Raw genomic sequence first — 20,186 nt, forward strand, 5'->3', positions numbered from 1 at the left:
AATGGACAGCAAAGAGAAAAAACAACTCAGCGAAACGGACATCTGCGATTTATTCATCACCCCCGCGATCAAAAATGCAGGCTGGGATCAAAATCGGCAGATTCGGCGCGAGGTCACTTTGACACCCGGGCCTATTGTCGTTAGGGGCAATATTTCTTCCCGTAACAAGAAAAAGAAAAAATTCGCCGATTACGTGTTGTCCTGGGAGCCAGGTATTCCAGTAGCGATCGTCGAAGCCAAGGACAACAATCATACGATCAGCCATGGCATGCAGCAGGCCTTAGGCTATGCCGAAATTCTTGATTTACCCAATGCCTTCAGCTCCAATGGCGACGCTTTCGCCATGCACAACAAGACGGCCGGCGATTGCGAAGATATCGAAAGCGAAGTCGCCTTAGAACAATTTCCAGAACCCAATGCGCTCTGGCAACGCTACAAAACCTATCGCGGCATCGCCGACGAAAGCCAGGATTTAATCGTCCAGCCGTATTACAACGATACATCCGGCAAGGAACCGCGTTATTACCAAATTGAAGCGATCAACCACACCATCGAAGCGGTTGCCAAAGGCCATAAGCGTATTCTATTGGTGATGGCGACGGGCACCGGTAAAACCTACACTACCTTCCAAATCATCTGGCGCTTGTGGAAAGCCAAGGCGGTCAAGCGGGTGCTGTTTCTGGTCGATCGCAATATCCTTGCCGACCAAACCCTAGTCAACGACTTCAAGCCCTTCGGCTCGGTGATGGCGAAAATCAAAAATCGCAAGATCGATCCCTCTTATGAAATTCACCTGGGACTTTATCAAGCCATTACCGGCACTGACGAAGCCGACAAGATATTCAAAAAAGTATCGCCGGATTTTTTTGACCTGATCGTTATCGACGAATGTCATCGCGGTAGTGCTGCGGACGATTCGGCTTGGCGGGAAATTCTGGAATACTTTTCCAACGCCATTCAACTGGGTTTGACCGCCACGCCGAAAGAAACCAAATACGTATCCAGCATCAGCTATTTCGGCGAGCCGGTTTACACCTACAGCCTGAAACAGGGCATAGAGGACGGTTTTCTCGCGCCTTATAAAGTCGTTCGTATCGACATTGACAAAGACTTATATGGCTGGACGCCACCGCCAGGCATGAAGGACGATTTAGGCAACGACATCGATCAGCGCACTTACAACCAAATCGACATGGACCGCATCCTGATTCTGAATCAGCGCACCAAACTGGTCGCCGAGCGGGTCATGAAATATCTTAACGCCACAGACCCGTTCGCGAAGACCATTATCTTTTGTGAAGACATCGATCATGCCGAACGCATGCGTAAAGCCATCGTCAATGCGGCCGGCAAACTGGCCAAGGACAATCCCAAATATGTCATGCGCATTACCGGCGACAGCGTGGAAGGCAAAGCGGAACTTGACAACTTCATCGATTCCGAAAAAGTCTTTCCGGTCATCGCCACCACGTCGGAATTACTGACCACCGGCGTCGACGCCAAAACCTGCAAGCTGATCGTGTTGGATAAAACCATCAGCTCGATGACCACCTTCAAGCAAATCATCGGTCGCGGCACCCGCATCGAAGAAGAGTACAACAAATACTTCTTCACCATCATGGACTTCAAAAAAGCCACCGAGCTGTTCAAAGACCCGGACTTCGACGGCGAACCAGTGGTGATTTACGAACCCGGCGATGGCGACGACCCGGTGCCGCCCGACCCGGATGGGCAGGATGATCCAGGCGATGATGATATTGAAGAAAAGCAGGGTGTTTACAAAGTAACCGTCAGCGGCGTGCCGGCCAAAATCGTCGCCGAGCGTATCGAATACCTGGGCCCGGACGGCACGCTGATCACCGAATCCTACAAGGACTTCACCCGCAAGCAAATCCAAACCGAATTCGCCTCGCTGGACGAATTCCTAAAACGTTGGAACGACAGCAACAAAAAGCAAGTCATCGTCGACCTATTGGAAGAGCACGGCATCCTGTTCGACAACCTGGCCGACGAAGTCGGCAAGGATTACGGCATATTTGACCTGATTTGCCATATTGCCTATGATCAGCCCCCTTTGACCCGTAAGGAACGGGCGCTGAACGTCAAAAAACGCAATTACTTCGCTCGATACGGCGATCAGGCCAGAGCGGTGCTCGACGCCTTGCTGGACACTTATGCCGACGAAGACATCGGCAGCCTGGAAAACAGCAAGATATTAAAGCTTAAACCCTTCAGCGACCTGGGCACGCCGGTCGAAATCATTAATCAGTTTTTCGGCGGCAAAAGTCAATACCAGTCCGCCATTCAAGAACTCGAACAGGAACTCTTTAAACAGGAAGAAAGTGCATGAGTAATGTTTCCGGCATCATCAAATCCATTCAAGACATCATGCGTAAGGATGTCGGCGTCGATGGTGATGCGCAACGTATCAGCCAATTGGTCTGGCTGTTTTTTCTGAAAATCTTCGACGACCGCGAAGCCGAACTGGAACTGCTGGAAGACGATTATCAATCGCCATTACCGGAGCATGTCCGCTGGCGCGCCTGGGCGCAAGATCCGGAAGGCATAACCGGCGATGAGCTGTCCGACTTCGTCAACCTGACACTGTTTCCGACCCTGAAAGACAAATTGCCGATGCAGGGCGAAACCGCCAAGCGCGCCCAGGTCGTGCATGACGTGTTCGAAGATGCCTACAATTACATGAAATCCGGCACGTTGTTGCGCCAGGTGATCAACAAAATCTGCGAAATCGACTTCAATAACACGGAGGATAAACACACTTTCGGCAGCATCTACGAACAAATCCTCAAGGACCTGCAAAGCGCCGGCAATGCGGGCGAGTTCTACACGCCGCGCGCCGTGACCCGTTTCATCGTCAATCGTGTCGATCCCAAGCTGGAAGAAACCGTGTTAGACCCGGCTTGCGGCACCGGCGGTTTTCTCAGTTGCACGATCGAACATAAACGCAGCCAGTACGTGAACTCGCCGGCCGACGAAGAAATCCTGCAAGCCTCGATTCGTGGTGTCGAGAAAAAGACTATGCCGCACATGCTCTGCGTCACCAACATGATCCTGCACGGCATCGACACGCCGACATCGATCAGCCACGACAACACCCTGAGCCGGCCTTATAAGGATTACGGCAACAAAGACCGAGTCAACGTCATCGTCACCAACCCGCCATTCGGCGGCATGGAAGAGGACGGCATCGAAAACAACTTTCCGGCCAACCTGCGCACCCGCGAAACCGCAGACTTGTTCATGGCCTTGATTATCAAACTGTTGAAAGACCAGGGCCGCGCCGCCGTGGTGTTGCCGGACGGCTTCTTGTTCGGTGAAGGCATGAAAACCCGCTTGAAACAGCAATTGCTGGAAGAATGTGATCTGCACACCCTGGTGCGCCTGCCCAACGGCGTATTCAACCCCTACACCGGTATCAAGACCAATCTGTTGTTCTTTACTAAAGGCCAGCCGACCGAACACGTCTGGTACTACGAACATCCCTACCCCGAAGGCGTCAAGAACTACAACAAGACCAAGCCGATGCGCTTCGAAGAGTTCCAAGCGGAAATCGACTGGTGGGGCGACGAAGCCGACGGTTTCGCTGGCCGTGAGCAGACCGAACAGGCCTGGCGCGTTTCTATCGATGAAATCAAGCAACGCAACTACAACCTGGACATCAAGAACCCGCACATCGGAGAACAAGTCAGCCACGACCCGCAGGAATTGCTGCAACAATACGCCCTGCAGCAACAGGCCATGGCCGATATCCGCGCGCAAATCAAAGACATTCTGCAAAAGGCGTTGAATCCGGGTGAGCCTAGTTAAATAGCATGAGAGAATTTAACAACGTCATTCCGGCAGGGATTCACATTGGGCTATCCTGCCCAATGCCCTTCGGGTCAATGCAAATCCGTTCCCGACGGATTTGTGCCGGAATCCAGAAGCCAGGGACGTTATTCTAAGATTTCATGAAATATTTTGAGTTTGCCATCCCTGGCATTGGATACCCGCATCCCGGCGGGCATGACGTATTAACCTTAGTCGTCATTCCGGCAGGGATTGCCGGAATCTAGGAGCCAGGGATGGCAGGTATAGAATACTTCCCTGTAGACTGGATGTCGGCAATCCCTGCCGACATGACGGCTTGGCCTAATGGTATTACCGGAATCCAGTTTACAGGGAAGAAACGTAAAGAAGGTTAATGAACAAACAACCCTGCGTTTACATTTTGGCAAGCAAACGAAACGGAACACTGTATATCGGCGTGACTTCGAATTTAATCCAGCGGGTATATCAACATCGAACCGGCATGATAGAAGGCTTTACCAAGCGTTACGGGGTTCATAACTTGGTCTGGTATGAAAGCCACGAAATGATGGAAAGTGCAATTCAAAGGGAGAAACAACTCAAAAAATGGGCAAGAACAGCAAAAATTCGCTTGATAGAACAGCAGAATCCCGAATGGCAGGATTTATGGCAAGATTTAACGTAACCACCAACGCCGTCATTCCGGCATGGATTGCCGGAATCCAGAAACCAGGGATGGTAATAATATGGTTCCATGAAATATCTTAAGTTTGCCTTCCATGGCGCTGGATACCCGCTTCCCGGCGGGTATGACGAATTAACCTCAGACGTCATTCCGGCAGGGATTGCCGGAATCCAGGAGCCAGGGAAGGTAAGGGTAGAATGTATCAACGAATTCAGAATATTTGCATCCAGAGACCATGGGTGATGATAAAAAATAAAACTTAAATAATGCATAACTTGATTACTAACCATATAGATGTCTGGACTGCTGCGCTGGAAAACAAATCTGCCACCGGCAGAGGAACGAACAACAAACAAACGGCTTACGGCATCAAAAAACTGCGCGAGCTGATTTTGGAACTGGCGGTGCGCGGCAAGTTGGTGCCGCAAGATCCGAATGACGAACCAGCAAGCGTGTTATTGGAGAAGATTGCCGAGGAAAAAACACGGTTAGTTAAGGAAGGGAAGATTAAGAAACCAAAGGCTTTGACGGAAATTGATGAGGACGAAAAACCTTTTGAATTGCCTGATGGATGGGAATGGGTCAGGGTTGGTGATGTTTGTGTTTTAGAAAATGGAGATCGGAGTAAAAACTATCCAAATAAATCTCTGTTGGTTGAATCAGGTATTCCATTTGTTAATGCAGGGCATTTGCAAAATGGACGAATCAATAGGGATGATATGACTTTCATTACAGAGGCCAGGTATAACTTATTAAAGTCAGGTAAGTTCTCTGATGGTGATATTTTATTTTGCTTGAGAGGGTCATTAGGAAAATCAGCAATAATTGAAGGATTTGACAAGGGGGCGATCGCCTCATCACTTGTAATTATTAGATTATTTGATGGGCTAGATAGACTTTACTTACACAATTATTTTGACAGTCCGTTTTCATATAGGATGATAAAACTCTATGATAACGGGACTGCACAACCAAATTTATCTGCAACTGATTTAGGTAAATTCTTAGTTCCTTTACCGCCACCTTTAGAACAACACCGCATAGTCGCCAAAGTCGACGAGCTAATGGCGCTCTGCGACCAACTGGAACAGCAGCAAACCGACAGCATCGCCGCGCATCAAACGCTGGTCGAAACCCTGCTGAAAACGCTGACCGACAGCGAAAATGCCGAACAACTGGCGCAAAACTGGGCCATCCTGTCCGAGCACTTCGACACCCTGTTCACCACCGATCACAGCATAGCCCAACTCAAACAAACCATCCAGCAACTCGCCGTCATGGGCAAACTCGTCCCCCAAATCCCTAGCGAAGAATCGGCTGCAGTATTACTTGGGGATCATCAAATCTTTCCGGATTCGGTGCCATGGAATTTACCAGTAGGTTGGGCTTGGTCTTCTTTTGGAATGATTGGTAAGGTACAAGGAGGCGGAACTCCTCGTAAAACAAATCCCGAGTTTTGGAATGGGCAAATTCCTTGGGTTAGTCCTAAAGATATGAAAGTTGATGTAATTGAGGACGCTCAGGACCATATCTCGGAAGTAGCAATCGAAAACTCTGCTACTCGACTTATCCCCATCAGCTCACTTCTGATAGTGGTGCGTGGAATGATCCTCGCTCATTCATTTCCGACAGCGATCAGTAGCGTTCCTCTAGCTATTAATCAAGACATGAAAGCTGTTACGCCATTTCGGTCGGATTTGATCAATATGTTACTGCTGTTAACAAAAGGAATGAAATCAGAGATTCTTCGACTTGTACAGCGTTCAACACATGGCACATGTAAGTTATTGACTGAAGAGCTTCTTGCATTACCTATTCCAATTCCTCCACTTGACGAACAACACCGCATCGTCGCCAAAGTCGATGAACTGATGGCGCTGTGCGATCAGTTACAAACCCAAATCAACAAAGGTCAAACCACTCAAATCCATTTGGCCGACGCCATTGTCGAACAAGCGATAGCCTAGTTGGTTTCATACGTCATACTCGCATCACTGCCATTAAGTTAAGTCGTCATGTCGGCAGGGATTGCCGACATCCAGACTACAAGGATGTATTCAGTGCCAGCCATCCCTGGTTTCTGGATTCCGGCAATCCATGCCGGAATGACGGTCAGGTTAGTGTGGACGGTTTTTTTCATAGAATAGAATAATGATATGTTCGGTTTATCTGACATAAATGCTGTCTTATCCATTTGGGATCGAATCAAAAAAGGGACGGCTGATGATCAAGCGATACAGGCTTCAGACACGGTCGCCAGCCGCTTTGTCCGTCTGTTTGAAAAACACGACATCCACCGCAACCAGATTCCGCGCTTTTTCGGTCACGGCTTGACCCTGGATTCCGTTTCCAGCAATGAAAAACTAATCGCGCAATTAAGCCCTGAAATTTTGCACGCGGCGGCGGAACTATTCGCCATTCGCCTGGAATGGTTGGAAGGGGCCGACGATCAGCTTTATGACACGCAAAATTTTTACAAGTATCCTGAAGGTTATGGCGAGTTCTTAAAAGAATTGAAATCCAAGGGCGATCACCGGCTAATGATCAAGCTGGTATTAACCGATTACGGTTATCGTGATGAAAATGCGCTGTTAGTGATCGAGGAAGAAATCGCTAACCTGGGTGATGAGACCATCGTTCGCTATTACCTCTGCAGTGGTTGGTCGCATAAATACTATAAATGCCGTGCAGACCTCGCCGCTTGCATTGCTATGACCTTAAATCAACAGGGTGGTATTCGAAGTACCTGGAAACAAGGCCCGATTAACACCTTTTGCGAAGGCAAGGGCTTTATCAGCGATCTTTATTCTTTGCCCTATGCCTGCCGGCGGGACTGGTTACTGCGTAAACGCTATGCCAAAGCCGGCTGGCATCCGGAGCACTGGATCTATGATCCCGAAGCCTCACTGCCATTAAGTTAACGAAAAGTTTGTCATTCCGGCAGGGAATGCCGGAATCCAGTTGCCAAGGATGGCAAGCCGAATCACGTCCCTGTATCCTGGATATCGGCAATCCCTGCCGATATGACGGCTTAACTTAATGGCAGTGTCCCGAAGCCTACCTGGATGGCGTCGATGAAGGCGACTGGGGCAAAAAATGCGCACTGCAAAGATGGTTGCACTATTTCGACAAAGGCTTCCTGGAAACCGGTTGTCACTATCGTAAAAATGCTTATGACGACTTTAGGCAATGACTACTAAAGTACAAATAATGGGATTAACGCAAGAACATTTTATATTTATGAAAATTTCACGAGGATATATATGAATGCTTTAACAGAAGGAACTGGCTCAAAAGTCTGTTGGTTCGTTGGCGCCAGTTATGGCGGTACTAAAGATCAAACCGATCGCTTTGTTGATAAGGGTGTTTGGGAAAATGGTTATGGCAACAAGTACCTCGATCTGGTGCAAAGCATCAAGCCGGGTGAACGAATCGCTATAAAGTCAACTTATACCCGTAAGCATAATTTGCCGTTTGATAACCGTGGCCATGTGGCGTCTGTGATGGCCATTAAGGCGATAGGTATTGTCACCAAGAATCATGGTGATGGCAGAGTTGTTGAGGTTGACTGGACAAAATTCGAGGAACCACGGGAATGGTATTTTTATACCTATAGAAGCACGGTTTGGCGAGTATTGCCTGATGATTGGTGCGCCGCTGGTTTGATCAGCTTTACCTTTGATGGGCAGCCGCAAGATATCGACCGGTTTAGGAATGATCCGTATTGGTACGAGCGCTTTGGCGATGCGCCTGATGAGAAAAAGCGCTTTCTGTGGACCAAGTTTTATATGGAAGTGGCCGATAAGTTATTGGATTATCGTGACCGAAGATCAGAATTGGTAGCGGCGTTAAGGAAAATTGCCGGGCGGGTAGAAGGATTAACAAATTTGCATGATCGTTATAAAAATGGAAATGTCGCTTCTTTACAAGATATTTGTCCATTCACTACGATGGGGATTTTCAATAGAGGGATCACCGAAGCCAACCGTAAGGTCATTGCCAGCGAGTTGGCGAAATTTCTAAAAGTGGAAGAGCCTGTGCCAGAGAGTTTTGAAGGTATTCCTGTCCTCAATAATCTGAAATCCTGGTTCTTTGGTTTTGAAAAGAACCGGGAGCCGGATGACATTGATTCGCTATGGAGAATTTTTGCAGAGGCTTTAAGGTTTAGCGATTCAGAACACAGCGGTGATGGGTCAGCATTTATCGACGCTTACGATAATGTGACTGATAGATATGGCATTGGCTCAAATATTACCATGGGGCTTTATTGGATTCGGCCATGGAGCTTCCCAACCCTCGATAGTCGCTCAAAAAACTATATTGAAAAAAACCTGGGCATAAAAATCGATTTGAATGGACCAAAGGGAAATTGTAATGCCTTGGACTATTTATCGTTATTAAATAAATTGGAAGTCCATTTTCAAGAGCCCACTTATCCCGTCCATTCGTTCCCTGAATTGTCTTTGGCTGCTTGGTCATATCAGGACGCTGAAAAACTCGATGAAAAGCAGGAGGATCTCCCGGATCAAATCAATGAGTCTGACAATATAGCCGATTATGAGCCTGTTCCCGTTGTCGTTGAGCCTTACGGTATTGATGACATTTTATCCGATGGTTGTTTCCTTGAAAGGTTACAACTTGAAACAATTCTGGAGCGGTTAAGAACGAAAAAGAACTTGGTTCTCCAAGGACCGCCTGGTACCGGGAAAACCTGGCTGGCAAAGCGCTTGGCCTATGCTTTGATGACTCAGAAAAATGTTGGAAACAGACTTCGTGTCGTGCAGTTTCATCCCAATTTATGCTATGAGGATTTTGTTCGGGGTTGGCGCCCCTCGGGCGAAGGTCGTTTGTCTTTGATCGACGGACCGTTTATGGAAATGGTTCAAGCTGCAGCAAAAGCCCCCAAAGTTAAACACGTTATCGTGATCGAGGAAATCAACCGCGGCAATCCTGCGCAAATATTCGGTGAGATGCTTACTTTGTTGGAAGCGGATAAACGTACACCAACCGAAGGCCTGGAATTGTGCTATCGCAGGGAGGATGATGAGCGCGTTTTTGTACCCGATAATTTATATGTTATCGGCACGATGAATATTGCCGACCGCTCGCTTGCCTTGGTCGATTTAGCGTTAAGACGACGTTTTGCATTCGTGGATTTGCAGCCAACCCTCGGTCAGCCTTGGCGCGAATGGGTGCATCAGAAATTTGCGATAGCCCTTGAAGTCTTGGACGAAATTGAAAGCCGTATGGCGGCTTTGAACGAAGACATCGCCAGCGATGCCAGTTTGGGTAAGCAATTTCAAGTGGGGCACAGTTATGTAACGCCGCCAACCGGGGCGAGAATCAATGATGCGCGGGAATGGTTTAAACAGATTGTACAGACTGAAATCGGACCTTTACTGGAGGAATATTGGTTCGATGCGAACGATAAGGCGGATAACGCCAAGCAGCGTTTGTTGGACGGTTTTTAGCAGTGGTTGCCGTGCCTTCACAAGCTATTCAGGGTGATGAATATTCTGGCGGCTATATCGGAAGAATTCCGGTCAGAAATCTGTGGTTGCTGATGTTTTATGCCTCTGACTTGTTTAAGCATCAAGGCGCCGGAAAAATTGAGTTGAAGGATGCGCCCGATGATATTCCTGATTTAGTCGCGGAGTTATTGATTCGGATCGTTGAAAGACGATTGATGCGCAACTTGAGCTTTGGCTATCGAAATAGGCAAGAAGATCTAAGTCGAGTAAGGGGGCGTATTGACCATTTCAGGACAGAACGGCAACAGTTGCTTTTACGGGGAAGGGTGGCCTGTCAATTTGAAGAGTTAACCGTTAATACCCCACGAAACCGATATGTCCGTGCTGCATTAAACGTTCTGTCGGGGTTGGTGACGCGTCAAGTTCTTGCGCATAAGTGTAGGGCTTTAGCAGGCAATTTATTCCAGATGGGCGTAACTGGTGAGAAGCCGAGTCGTGTGCAGGTTTCCACCGATCGATTTGGACGGCATGACAGCGATGACCAGCAAATGGTCGCTGCGGCTCATTTGGCGTTTGAATTGGCTTTGCCGACTGAACAGAGTGGAACAAGCCATTTGACGTTACCCGATAAAGAAATTGCTTGGGTAAGGCGTTTGTTTGAAAAGGCTGTCGCCGGGTTTTATGACGTGGTGTTATCCGAAGCAGGCTGGCGAGTGGATGCGGGTAAGAAGATCAACTGGCAGATCGAGGCAAAGACCGACGGCATAGACCGAATCTTGCCGTCGATGGTGACCGATATCCAGCTTGAACACAAAGGCACGTCTCAACGGATTGTTATCGATACCAAGTTCAATGCGATAGTTACTTCCGGTTGGTACAGGGCGGAAATATTGCGTAGCGGCTATCTTTACCAGGTCTATACCTATCTGAGATCCCAAGAGCGGAGCTGCGATCCAATGTCATTAAATGCATCAGGAATTTTGTTACACCCTGCAATTGATAAAATGGCTGATGAATCAGTCGTCATTCAAGGGCATAAGATCCGTTTCGCGACGGTTGATTTAAGTCAGTCGACTCACGAGATTCGGGAGCGTTTGTTACAAATTATCGATAGTAAATGAATCCATTTCGAGGAAATTAGATGGCATTTAAGGTTACTGAAGATGCGCATAAGCACCAGCCAAAAGAGCGACTGAAAATCGAACAAAGTACCGGAGCGTTAGCTGATTTCATCGCAAGGAATAAAAGGAAATTTGATTGATCGATCAGTTGTCTTTTTTCACGGTTTGAAGTCATGTTGGAAATAGTTGAAATCATAAAACCAGCCGATCAAGGACGAACAACTCCTTTTTTATGTAAGGCTTCAGATGATCAACTTTACTTCGTTAAAGGCTATGCTGCGGCGGTTTCCGGGTTGATTAAGGAATGGATGGGAGCGCATTTGGCACAGGGGTTGGTTTGCCGGTGCCTGGTTTTCAAATAGCTTATCTTGATCACAGTTTGGTCAACGCTTTTGGGGGAAAGGCGATCACTGAGCTCAAAGGGGGCTATGTTTTTGCCTCAAAGAAGGTCGCTTCGGTCACCGAGCTGAAATTCGAAACCATTAAAATGCTTTCTGATGATTTGAAAAAGATGTGTTGTTGTTCGATCTATGGACGGAAAATGAAGACCGGACGCTTTCCGAAAAAGGTGGAAATCCGAATTTGCTATGGAAAAGCGACACATCGGAGTTGTACGTTATCGATCATAATTTGATTTTTGACAGTCATTTCAATCAATCCAATTTTTGGGACACGCATGTTTTTCTTCATGCTTTCGAGCAACAAGACGATATTGTAGAAAAATTGGCATTTGAAAATCGGATGAAAAAAGCACTTGCCTGTTGGCGAGCAGCGTGGGATAAAATGCCCGAAGAATGGGTCGAACTCAATGACGATTTGCAAGCGTTCGATCCTGATTTTCACCTGCAACGTCTAAAAAATGAAGCTCACGGAGATATTTGGTTAAAGCTGCCATGAAAAAACAAGTGTGTAAGTACAGCATTATTCGCTTTCAGCCTTATGCTGAAACAGAAGAGTTCGCCAATATTGGCATCGTGCTGTATGCCACGGCTTCTAAGCGTCTTGAATTTAGACTGCTGGATAGCAAGCAACACGCAAGGATTACGCATTTTTTCGATCCTTTGTGTAAAGATGTTTTTGTCCAAACTAATAAAGTCATACGTTGTGAAATTGAGCGGATTAAAAAATTTATGGACAACGCAACAGGCGAAGATATTGATTTGTATGCCGAGTTAGTTCGTTGTCGTGAAGATATTATTCGTTTTAGCGATAACCGAGTTTTATTCTGCAGTGACCCGGTAAAAACTGTTGATGAATTATTTGAGCATTACGTGCATCGTAGCTTTCTTCATGAACCCAGTTATGAGGAAAAAATGAAAAAACAGATGCGCGATTTGCTTGATCGATATGATTTGGGAGCTAAATACAAAGAAGGCGCTGTCGGAGAACGTGATAAATATGAAGTTCGATTTCCTTTTGTCCGTCAAAATAAAAAGTTAAAGATCATTAAACCTATTCATTTCACACATGACAAACCCAGCCAGTTAATTGATCATGGTCTTACCTGGCTTGCAAAAGTTCAGCAGCTTGAAAGGCTTCGTTTTGTCAGGCCGGACGAAATTTTATTTGCTTATGATGGGCCAGAAAAAAGTGAGGGCAATTTGAGTGATGCTTTTTATGAAATCAAAGAGCAAATCGAGCGTGAAGGCATAACCATGGCCGATATGGACAGTCAAAATGAGATTATAAGTTTTGCCAGATAAGCTGTAGAAATGATCATAGCTCCCGGTCAACTCGCTTTGTGTTTTACGATATTTGATCGATCCATTAGTTATCAGCAAGTGCGTAGCCCAGTCCCTTATAACCAGTCAGGCGTTTGTCTCTCATCCGGTTTAGCATGGGCACATCATCCGCATAGTCATAAATGAGGACTTCGGTTTTGGCATGATGTAGCCGGTGTAGCCTTCCGACGTACTGGGCTAATGTGCCTTTCCAGGATACCGGTAAGACTAATAACAAAGTATCCAGGCGAGCGTCATCAAATCCTTCGCCCAAGTGAGGCTGTCGTAAAAGCCCCCCAACCAGCTACATACGGTAAAATAACCCTATCCAAACCTATTAGAAATAGATCAATGGCAGCCGAAGTAAACATTAGACCCGTCAGGACATTGTATAGCGCCAAGCAATATTCGCTATTCGATGAATGCGAGGTTGAACCGTTACCTGAGTTGATCGCTCAATCGATCTCGAGCGAACCGATGGCCCATTTTGAAGCGCCCGACCCGCGCGGCTTATCGATCAACGGTAAACCGCTCGGCGAACATCTGGAGCACGCCGGCTTAACCATCCCGTTGAAATTGCGCCCCTTCCTGCAATCGCTATCCTTCGCCGAGTTCGAAGCCCGTTATCGGCCCGGCGGGCGTCCGCCGTATGCGCCACGTGCGATGGTGGGGATTATTCTCTACGGCCTGTTACAAGGCATCAGCAGCCTGCGCGACTTGGAGCGTTTAGCTCGAGCCGATGTGGGGTGTTGGTGGCTAAGTGGCGGTATCATGCCGGATCACTCAGTCATTGGCCGTTTCGTCCATCAGCATGCCGAATCATTGACGACCGAATTTTTCGATCAACTGGCGCGTCGTACTTTGAAAGTCACAGGCTCAGGCACGACGACGTTGGCGGGCGACGGTACCGTGATCGAAGCCATGTCCTCCCGGTTTCAATTGATGAAGGAAGAAGCGCTCAAGCAAGCCTTGGCGCAAGCGCAGGAAGCCGCGCAAGCCAAACCCGACGATGCAGCGGCAAGCAAGCGGTTGAACCTATTGGAACAAGCCCAAGCCGAGCTAAAGTCTCGCCAGCAAAAACAAGCCGCCAAAGGCAAAGATCCGGCCAAGACCCAAGTACAAAGCAACGAGCCGGAGGCGGTATTACAGCCGCAAAAGAACTCCAAAGACTTTCGCGGCAGTTATAAACCGTCGGTATTGGCGAACGACAATCGAGTGATCGTGGCTTGCGACGTTCATCCTTCCAGCGAAACCGAGGTGGTGCCGGGCTTACTGGATCGCGCCCAAGCCATGGGAGGCGTCGAAACAGCTCTGTTCGATGCTGGCTATTTCAGCAATGGCGTCTTGGATACTGCTGAGCAACACAACATCGAATTGCTTTGTCCGGAAGGCCAAAGTGAAGGAGACGATTGGAACAAACAATCCAACAAACAAATCCCCAAAAGCCGCTTTATTTATCAGGCCGACGACGACACCTATCGCTGTCCGGGGCAACAACGCTTGACTCGCCGTCACACCTGCAAAGGCGGTAAAAGTGGCCGCGCTTATACCGTCTACGCCTGCGATGCCTGTTCAGACTGCCCGCTGAAATCCCAATGCACGCGTAGCGAGAGTGGTCGCACCCTCAAACGCTATGACAGCGATACACAAAAAGAAGCCCTGCGCCTGAAAATGGACCAGCCCGAACCTCGGCAACGCTATCGACAGCGGCAGGCCATGGTGGAGCCCGTCTTCAGTCAGCTACGCGGTCGCCAAGGTTTGAATCGCTTTCGCCGTAAAGGTTTGGCGGGTGTCAAAGTAGAGTTCGCCTTGCACGCCATGGCTTACAATCTGAGCCGCGCCTTAGTGGCAGCTCTTTTTCGTGCTTTATATCATTGGCTTAGCCGGTTTATGAGCTCGTTTGACCGAATGGTCGACATTTGGCTGAGTTACACTACTGACTTGCCAACTTCGCCGACCGTGGAAAATACGGCCGGTTTCCAGTGGTAAATCAAAGAAATTGGGGTTTTACGACGCCCTCCAAGTAGCGACCGGTTGCAATTAAAACCCGTTCTTCTTGTTCGGGGATATTATCGAGTGTTGACTGGATGCTTTTTCGTTGTTTGGTTGTTTCGCCACCTTGCAGCACGACAACATGTTTGACAAATGTTCGGATTCTTTCGGCCAATACAGAAACATGCTGTTTACGCTCGGTCAGTACTAGCGGTGATCGTCCTTCCTGCAACAATTTTTCTACATCATCAATGATCAGCTGATTGCGTTTTTCATCCTGGATCAACGCTTGGTATATTTGATGAATCGCTAAATGTGAATCAACATCTTCTGTTGAAGGTAATATAAACTCGGTATCCCTGAATACCAACCTGTGCTCAAATGGCCTGGCTATCGCTTGTTTTTTCGCATCGACTTTATAGCGTACTGGGCCGCATTGCATGGTAACGATCGGATGATGCCCATCTTTACGAACCAATGTTGCCGACAAGCCGAGAACGTATTTCGCTTTACAGGCTTTAGCTACATTTTCAAAATTCACTGCGGACAAATGATGACACTCATCAAAAATGACCTGACCATAATTTGCGACGACGTCATCGATTTGTTGTTGCCGGAACAAGCTTTGCATAACCGCTACATCGATAATACCCGTCGGTTTGCGCTTGCCCCCGCCAATCCGTCCTACCTTTTTTTGGTCTATCGTTAAAAACTGTGCAATTCGTTCAAGCCATTGATCAAGTAATTGTCGCCGGTGAACAATGATTAAGGTATTCACCTGTCTTCGTGCTAAAAGATATAAAGCGATGACCGTTTTGCCGAACGCCGTTGTTGCCGATAATGTACCGGTATCGTGCTGCAATAAACAATCCACTACGGTTTGTTGTTCAGGCAACAACTCTCCCTGAAAATGTAGATCTTCGATTTTGTTACCGGCAAAACGTTCATCCTGTAGATCCACCTGCACGTTCAATTCCTTACATAACGACAGCAGCTCTTCAAGGCAACCTCTTGGTATGGCAATATGCTGCGAATAGTTTTCTGCACAGGCAATGATTCTGGGTTTATCAAACGTCGGCAATCTCATCGCCTGGGCTTTATAAAACTCCGGGTTCTGAAATGCCGCCAAACGAATAATTTTATTTTGCAGGCTTGGCGGTAAGTTTTGTTTTTCGATGAATAATTGGCTAGCCTGAGTGACATGCAATGATGCCGGTAACTTATCTGACTGAATTGTAATCTGGGTTTTACGTGAAGGGGGTAACGTCCAAGGTTCGCCATCATCTTCTGCAACCGGCATACGAACGCCAAGCAAGTCACCATTGCTCTCCGCTTGTTCAATCAGTTGTCTCGTCTCAATGGGAGATAAACGTTTCAGTGTGGATAAAAACGCCCATTGATCTTCATAAGGCTTGAAATGTTCATCGACAAATACGCTATTCTTTTGATCACGCGCTTTTTTCTGTAATGGCAAAGCAATCAGGTTCCCAAACCCTCCTTTTGGCAGAGTATCCTGATTTGGAAAAAAGCGATCATACGAATCGAACCCGATTTCCGGGTATTCCGCCATCGCTTGTGTTAATAACAACGCGGCTAATTTCCGAGCTTCAACCGCAAAAATCGCTTGGGTAAAAAACACCCAAATATGTGCGCCCTGTCCGGAGCGGGAAATTTCAATGGCATGCGGAACTTGTTTTTGTTGGCAGATGCGTGAGAAGGCCTGAACATCGGATTGCCATTGTGCTTTGTCAAAATCCACCGCGACAAACCAACAACGCTCATCCGGCAACATGGGATATACTCCCATCACAAAATCAGTATTTGAGTGATAGTCAGTTCCTGAAAGATGGCTCTGAATGACCAGGTCCGTTACCGGCAGAAATGCCTTGTGTTGACACGCGCTGCATTTGACTCTGGGTTTGTCACAGATGCCTTTTTTCCATTCATTACCACAAACAGGCGAATAACCTGACTTTCCGGTTTTGCTGTTTTCCCAGCGTCGTGGATAGACATCTTCCCGGCCTTTAAACAGCTCGCGAAATAAACGAATTTTCTCGGCGTTAGAAGATAATTGGGTGACTGGGGCTGAAGAAGTAGGTGATTTTAATGATTTGAGATCGTTGAGTTGTCGCTGTAACGATGCTCTTTTGGTATCTAAAGCATGAATCTCTTTTTCTAAAGCGGCAATTTTTTGGTTAAGGTCATTATTCATACTTTCTTTCATCCGAAAGAATATTATTCGACAATAACCTACCAGGTCGGATTACGGCTAATCTATCCAATGAGCTGTGAACAAAATTGATTGCATTCATTCTGAAAGCGGGTTTATCAATTGTACTCCGGTATTTTCAAAGTCTTTGGTATTTCGCGTAACAACGGTTAAATCATAGATTATCCCGGTAGCAGCAATCAATTTATCTAAAGAGTGCTCGTGGTTAGGGACGCGTAATTTTCCCCAAAGTAAAGCAATTTCGCTATCAATGGACAGGATGTTGTCTTGATATTGATCGAGAATAGTATTGAGCCAGTTTTCCAACCGTTTACCTTGAGCTATGTCGCCACGGTGGAAAATCAGATCGACGCCTCTGCGCAATTCCCCTATCGTAATGGACGAGATATAAACAGGTATATTCTCCTGAATGACTTGATCGAAAAATTCTCGCACACCGGAATCGGCTTTATCACCTTTCCTAAGTTCGCTGATGATGTTGGTGTCAATCAAATACATTGGATTCGCTGGTGTCGTCATCGACACGCTGAAAATCCGTATCCATGCCAACGGCAGGAATGCTGGCTAACGCTTCAGCAAAGCTTTTACGTTGCGGTTTCATCAGAACTTCAGCCAAAATGGCTCGGTGTTCGGCTTCGGTCGAGCGGTGGTGTTTAACGGCTCGTTCCTTTAGCGCAGTAACGATCGATTCATCCAGGTTTCTAACAACTAGGCTTGGCATGACGGGCTCCTAGAACTTGATTGCTATCAATGCTATCATTTTTTTATGTGTATTCAAACTCGGTCGAATGAGATAGTCCAAAGAATAAGATATTGCTGAGCTATTCATATGCTGATTTCATGTAATTCAAGTGCTTAACTCGAATCTGGCGTGTGTAATTTTTGTGTAATTGTGCAAAGAAAAGTAGCAATTTTGAAGGAACTTCAAGGATAGCAGAGGTATAAAAAATTTATAGTATATTTTTTAAAATCAATGAATTAAGAATATTAAAGAACATCCGTGAATTCGAGTGAAATGCAGGGCACCCGTGTTCAATAAATGTAAGTCCGTTTCGATAATTGCTTGTGGAAATTATAAGTCATCATAGCAAAGGAAGCTCTAGATGGAGCATGTTGTAATTCTTTATGTCTCAATTCATCGCATGCGTATTTCAGATATTCTGGATCTAACTCCGACGCTGTTGCTTGCGTGAATTTGCATTAACATAAATTAGGCGTGAATATCCGAAATTCACCACTGGCGAAAAATTGGAATCCGCCTTTATTCAACACGTTGCTAGCGAAAAGTGCGGATAAGTTCAACGGCTAATCCGGTTCAGCTAAAATCGACCGAATGGTTTCGAGAGTCATCATCAGCGTCATCGGCTGGATCGTAGATTCGACAAACCCGCGCGAGAGATAAAATTGTTTGGCGGGTTCTGAAAGCGCGTGAACTAAAATCGCAAACACCCCAGTATCTTTCGAGACGTTTACAGCACGCAGCAGGGCATCACGCAGCAGTTCCTGGCCGATGCCTTGATTGTGATAGCGTTGATCGACAGCAAGTCTGCCCAACAAGATAACGGGTAGCGGGTCAGGCATATTTCGCCGCATCGACTTGGGTGATGCTTCGTGACTGATTGCGCCTGCCGACAGACAATAATAACCGATCACCTTGTTGTCATTGCAAACGACAAAACAGCGAGAAGCGCCTGCCGCTTGGTTTTTCAACGCGCGTTTTTGCAGCCAGTTGTTTAACGATATCTCACCGCTATCAAAATCCGTTATGTCATGATCTTCGGTGATAGGCGCTGGTGCGGAAAGAAGGAGATCTGCCATCAATCCCAAGGTGCTTTTTTCTTCAGTAAACGACGTAATTTATCCGTGGGCGGCAGTGGTTTATCCAACAATGCTTGAAATTGCGCGAACGTGCCCGCATCGACAGCAAAAAAAGCTTGGTCGAGCAAAACATCTTCAGCTTCTCGGCACGCGGCTTCAAGCATGAATTCTGAGCGACTACGGCCTAAACGGCTGGCGGCTTGATCAATCAAGTCGCGTTGTTTAGCTTTAGCCCGGATATTGATCGAGACAGCTTCATTGGAATGACTATGTTGCATTGTTATACCTCAATATGTATAGATATATGCTATACAATATAACAATGAAAATACAACACAGTCAATATGTAGATCATACGGTAACGTCTTAAATCTAATCAGGCGGCCTGTTGCATATCCACATACCACCCACCAGGAACACCGGCATCAAATTTCAAACCAATACTCTTGAAATTGATGTACTCGAGGGGTGAGATCACAAAAAAGCCTTGTCATTATCGTTTGTCACCTACCTGAAAATGATGTACCGCGCACTAACATCTAAAATTAGCTTCATGCCGATTTATCTTGGTAACTTTCGCTTTGAAATTGGCCGAACTGAGATCGTCATTGTGAAATTCAAGAAGGCCAATTTTTTAAGCTGAGAGAGTAAGTTCGGAGTTTATCACCGTTCAAAAACTACAGTAGTTTATTCAGTTTCATACTGCTTTTAACGACTTTACACATTTTTAAAACTACATATCCTTTTGATGATAGAGAGCTATAAGTAGTATGTAGTCTTATGGCGCATTATTAGTTCGGGCTTACAATGTATTAGGTGGTTGTTAGAATCATTCCCGACCCACCATGAATACTGAAAAAGCCAGTTATCCAGCCAATAATGATTCATGTGGGTCATTTCTTTCGGTAGTGCAAAGTCTGGGTAAATGTACCGTCGCCATTGTTGCTCGATTCCATATGGCCGGTGATGCCGATGTAGCGGCCCGTACCTCCGACAATCGTCAGTTCCGATCTTCCTTGGTCAAATTCCCGCCCACTGACCTGTATAGTGCCGCTCTTCAGGGTTAAAGTCCATTGGCATTGAAAGCTGTGGTTCACCCTGGTACGTATGCAGATACCGCTGTTATTGCCGATAGGTCGACGTTGCTGATCGAGCAACGGCTGATCGAACGTCAGGACGTCGCCCAGCGAGTCGCCGGGTTCACCGAGATCCGTTACGGTCGCCGGGTGATTTCTGGCGTCGGCAACGGTTTCGAGTGTTTGAAAGGTAGGTTGTATGCAGGAAGTCAGCCCCAGGAGGCTTGCGCAGAACAAGCGGTATAATCGGTTACACATTCAA

Annotated in this window: 16 protein-coding genes and 1 pseudogene; 10 read left to right on the forward strand and 7 right to left on the reverse strand. The window is 46.8% G+C overall.

Annotated elements, in window-relative coordinates; translation table 11 throughout:
- Position 1: 1 nt before the first annotated feature.
- The 4 genes from hsdR to EP25_RS0117305 all read left to right on the forward strand — a co-directional run bounded on the left by hsdR (position 2) and on the right by EP25_RS0117305 (position 6,462).
- Positions 2-2,350, forward strand: a complete 2,349-nt coding sequence (gene hsdR / locus EP25_RS0117280; RefSeq protein WP_031435053.1) for an EcoAI/FtnUII family type I restriction enzme subunit R — start codon at positions 2-4, stop codon at positions 2,348-2,350.
- The gene (locus EP25_RS0117285; protein ID WP_031435054.1) at positions 2,347-3,828 is read left to right on the forward strand and encodes a type I restriction-modification system subunit M; all 1,482 of its coding nucleotides are present in this window, start codon (positions 2,347-2,349) and stop codon (positions 3,826-3,828) included. The genes hsdR and EP25_RS0117285 overlap by 4 nt, the downstream gene beginning before the upstream one ends.
- 376 nt (positions 3,829-4,204) lie before the next feature.
- Entirely contained in the window at positions 4,205-4,495 is a 291-nt protein-coding gene (locus tag EP25_RS0117295; protein WP_031435055.1) for a GIY-YIG nuclease family protein, read from the forward strand.
- A gap of 266 nt (positions 4,496-4,761) precedes the next feature.
- Entirely contained in the window at positions 4,762-6,462 is a 1,701-nt protein-coding gene (locus EP25_RS0117305) for a restriction endonuclease subunit S (protein WP_031435056.1), read from the forward strand.
- A gap of 38 nt (positions 6,463-6,500) precedes the next feature.
- On the opposite strand, the gene EP25_RS24085 is transcribed toward EP25_RS0117305, so the two are convergent.
- Positions 6,501-6,635, reverse strand: coding sequence for a hypothetical protein (locus EP25_RS24085; RefSeq protein ID WP_268745422.1), 135 nt, complete (start codon positions 6,633-6,635; stop codon positions 6,501-6,503).
- A gap of 16 nt (positions 6,636-6,651) precedes the next feature.
- Between EP25_RS24085 and EP25_RS0117315 the strand changes: the two genes are divergently transcribed.
- The 6 genes and pseudogenes from EP25_RS0117315 to EP25_RS0117360 all read left to right on the forward strand — a co-directional run bounded on the left by EP25_RS0117315 (position 6,652) and on the right by EP25_RS0117360 (position 14,797).
- Entirely contained in the window at positions 6,652-7,416 is a 765-nt protein-coding gene (locus EP25_RS0117315) for a hypothetical protein (protein WP_031435057.1), read from the forward strand.
- Positions 7,417-7,758: 342 nt separating this feature from the next.
- The gene (locus EP25_RS22095; RefSeq protein WP_051906807.1) at positions 7,759-9,966 is read left to right on the forward strand and encodes an AAA family ATPase; all 2,208 of its coding nucleotides are present in this window, start codon (positions 7,759-7,761) and stop codon (positions 9,964-9,966) included.
- An 11-nt stretch (positions 9,967-9,977) separates the two neighbouring features.
- Entirely contained in the window at positions 9,978-11,087 is a 1,110-nt protein-coding gene (gene mcrC, locus EP25_RS0117330; RefSeq protein ID WP_051907031.1) for a 5-methylcytosine-specific restriction endonuclease system specificity protein McrC, read from the forward strand.
- Positions 11,088-11,260: 173 nt separating this feature from the next.
- Positions 11,261-11,984, forward strand: a pseudogene (locus EP25_RS24190) (HipA family kinase).
- The gene (locus tag EP25_RS0117350) at positions 11,981-12,790 is read left to right on the forward strand and encodes a DUF3037 domain-containing protein (protein WP_031435061.1); all 810 of its coding nucleotides are present in this window, start codon (positions 11,981-11,983) and stop codon (positions 12,788-12,790) included. Before EP25_RS24190 ends, EP25_RS0117350 begins: the two are co-directional and overlap by 4 nt.
- 369 nt (positions 12,791-13,159) lie before the next feature.
- Positions 13,160-14,797: an IS1182 family transposase gene (locus tag EP25_RS0117360; RefSeq protein WP_051906340.1), complete on the forward strand. Its 1,638-nt coding sequence runs from the start codon at positions 13,160-13,162 to the stop codon at positions 14,795-14,797.
- Between the two features lies 1 nt (position 14,798).
- Here EP25_RS0117360 and EP25_RS0117365 read toward each other — a convergent pair whose 3' ends face one another.
- From EP25_RS0117365 to EP25_RS0117395, 6 genes are all read right to left on the reverse strand, one after another.
- Positions 14,799-17,024: a TOTE conflict system archaeo-eukaryotic primase domain-containing protein gene (locus EP25_RS0117365; RefSeq protein WP_235185938.1), complete on the reverse strand. Its 2,226-nt coding sequence runs from the start codon at positions 17,022-17,024 to the stop codon at positions 14,799-14,801.
- 84 nt (positions 17,025-17,108) lie between these two features.
- Complete coding sequence (locus tag EP25_RS0117370) at positions 17,109-17,528, reverse strand: type II toxin-antitoxin system VapC family toxin (protein ID WP_031435064.1); 420 nt, start codon at positions 17,526-17,528, stop codon at positions 17,109-17,111.
- Entirely contained in the window at positions 17,515-17,751 is a 237-nt protein-coding gene (locus tag EP25_RS0117375) for a FitA-like ribbon-helix-helix domain-containing protein (protein ID WP_031435065.1), read from the reverse strand. The genes EP25_RS0117370 and EP25_RS0117375 overlap by 14 nt, the downstream gene beginning before the upstream one ends.
- 584 nt (positions 17,752-18,335) lie before the next feature.
- On the reverse strand, positions 18,336-18,848 hold the full coding sequence (locus EP25_RS0117380) for a GNAT family N-acetyltransferase (RefSeq protein ID WP_031435066.1): 513 nt from the start codon (positions 18,846-18,848) through the stop codon (positions 18,336-18,338).
- On the reverse strand, positions 18,848-19,126 hold the full coding sequence (locus EP25_RS0117385; RefSeq protein ID WP_031435067.1) for a type II toxin-antitoxin system TacA family antitoxin: 279 nt from the start codon (positions 19,124-19,126) through the stop codon (positions 18,848-18,850). Before EP25_RS0117385 ends, EP25_RS0117380 begins: the two co-directional genes overlap by 1 nt.
- Positions 19,127-19,741: 615 nt before the next feature.
- A complete protein-coding gene (locus EP25_RS0117395; RefSeq protein WP_031435068.1) occupies positions 19,742-20,182 on the reverse strand; it encodes a dirigent protein in 441 nt (146 codons plus the stop codon).
- Positions 20,183-20,186: the final 4 nt, after the last annotated feature.

The sequence above is a fragment of the Methylomarinum vadi genome (genome assembly GCF_000733935.1).
Taxonomy (GTDB): Bacteria; Pseudomonadota; Gammaproteobacteria; order Methylococcales; family Methylomonadaceae; genus Methylomarinum; species Methylomarinum vadi.

Coding starts and splice junctions, on each gene's coding strand:
- EP25_RS0117385 (WP_031435067.1), bottom strand. CDS start 19,126: ATGCAACATAGTCATTCCAATGAAGCTGTCTCGATCAATATCCGGGCT.
- EP25_RS0117395 (WP_031435068.1), bottom strand. CDS start 20,182: ATGTGTAACCGATTATACCGCTTGTTCTGCGCAAGCCTCCTGGGGCTG.
- EP25_RS0117315 (WP_031435057.1), top strand. CDS start 6,652: ATGTTCGGTTTATCTGACATAAATGCTGTCTTATCCATTTGGGATCGA.
- EP25_RS0117375 (WP_031435065.1), bottom strand. CDS start 17,751: ATGCCAAGCCTAGTTGTTAGAAACCTGGATGAATCGATCGTTACTGCG.
- EP25_RS0117350 (WP_031435061.1), top strand. CDS start 11,981: ATGAAAAAACAAGTGTGTAAGTACAGCATTATTCGCTTTCAGCCTTAT.
- EP25_RS0117285 (WP_031435054.1), top strand. CDS start 2,347: ATGAGTAATGTTTCCGGCATCATCAAATCCATTCAAGACATCATGCGT.
- EP25_RS0117380 (WP_031435066.1), bottom strand. CDS start 18,848: ATGGCAGATCTCCTTCTTTCCGCACCAGCGCCTATCACCGAAGATCAT.
- EP25_RS0117305 (WP_031435056.1), top strand. CDS start 4,762: ATGCATAACTTGATTACTAACCATATAGATGTCTGGACTGCTGCGCTG.
- hsdR (WP_031435053.1), top strand. CDS start 2: ATGGACAGCAAAGAGAAAAAACAACTCAGCGAAACGGACATCTGCGAT.
- EP25_RS22095 (WP_051906807.1), top strand. CDS start 7,759: ATGAATGCTTTAACAGAAGGAACTGGCTCAAAAGTCTGTTGGTTCGTT.
- EP25_RS0117295 (WP_031435055.1), top strand. CDS start 4,205: ATGAACAAACAACCCTGCGTTTACATTTTGGCAAGCAAACGAAACGGA.
- EP25_RS0117360 (WP_051906340.1), top strand. CDS start 13,160: ATGGCAGCCGAAGTAAACATTAGACCCGTCAGGACATTGTATAGCGCC.
- EP25_RS0117370 (WP_031435064.1), bottom strand. CDS start 17,528: ATGTATTTGATTGACACCAACATCATCAGCGAACTTAGGAAAGGTGAT.
- EP25_RS24085 (WP_268745422.1), bottom strand. CDS start 6,635: ATGAAAAAAACCGTCCACACTAACCTGACCGTCATTCCGGCATGGATT.
- EP25_RS0117365 (WP_235185938.1), bottom strand. CDS start 17,024: ATGAAAGAAAGTATGAATAATGACCTTAACCAAAAAATTGCCGCTTTA.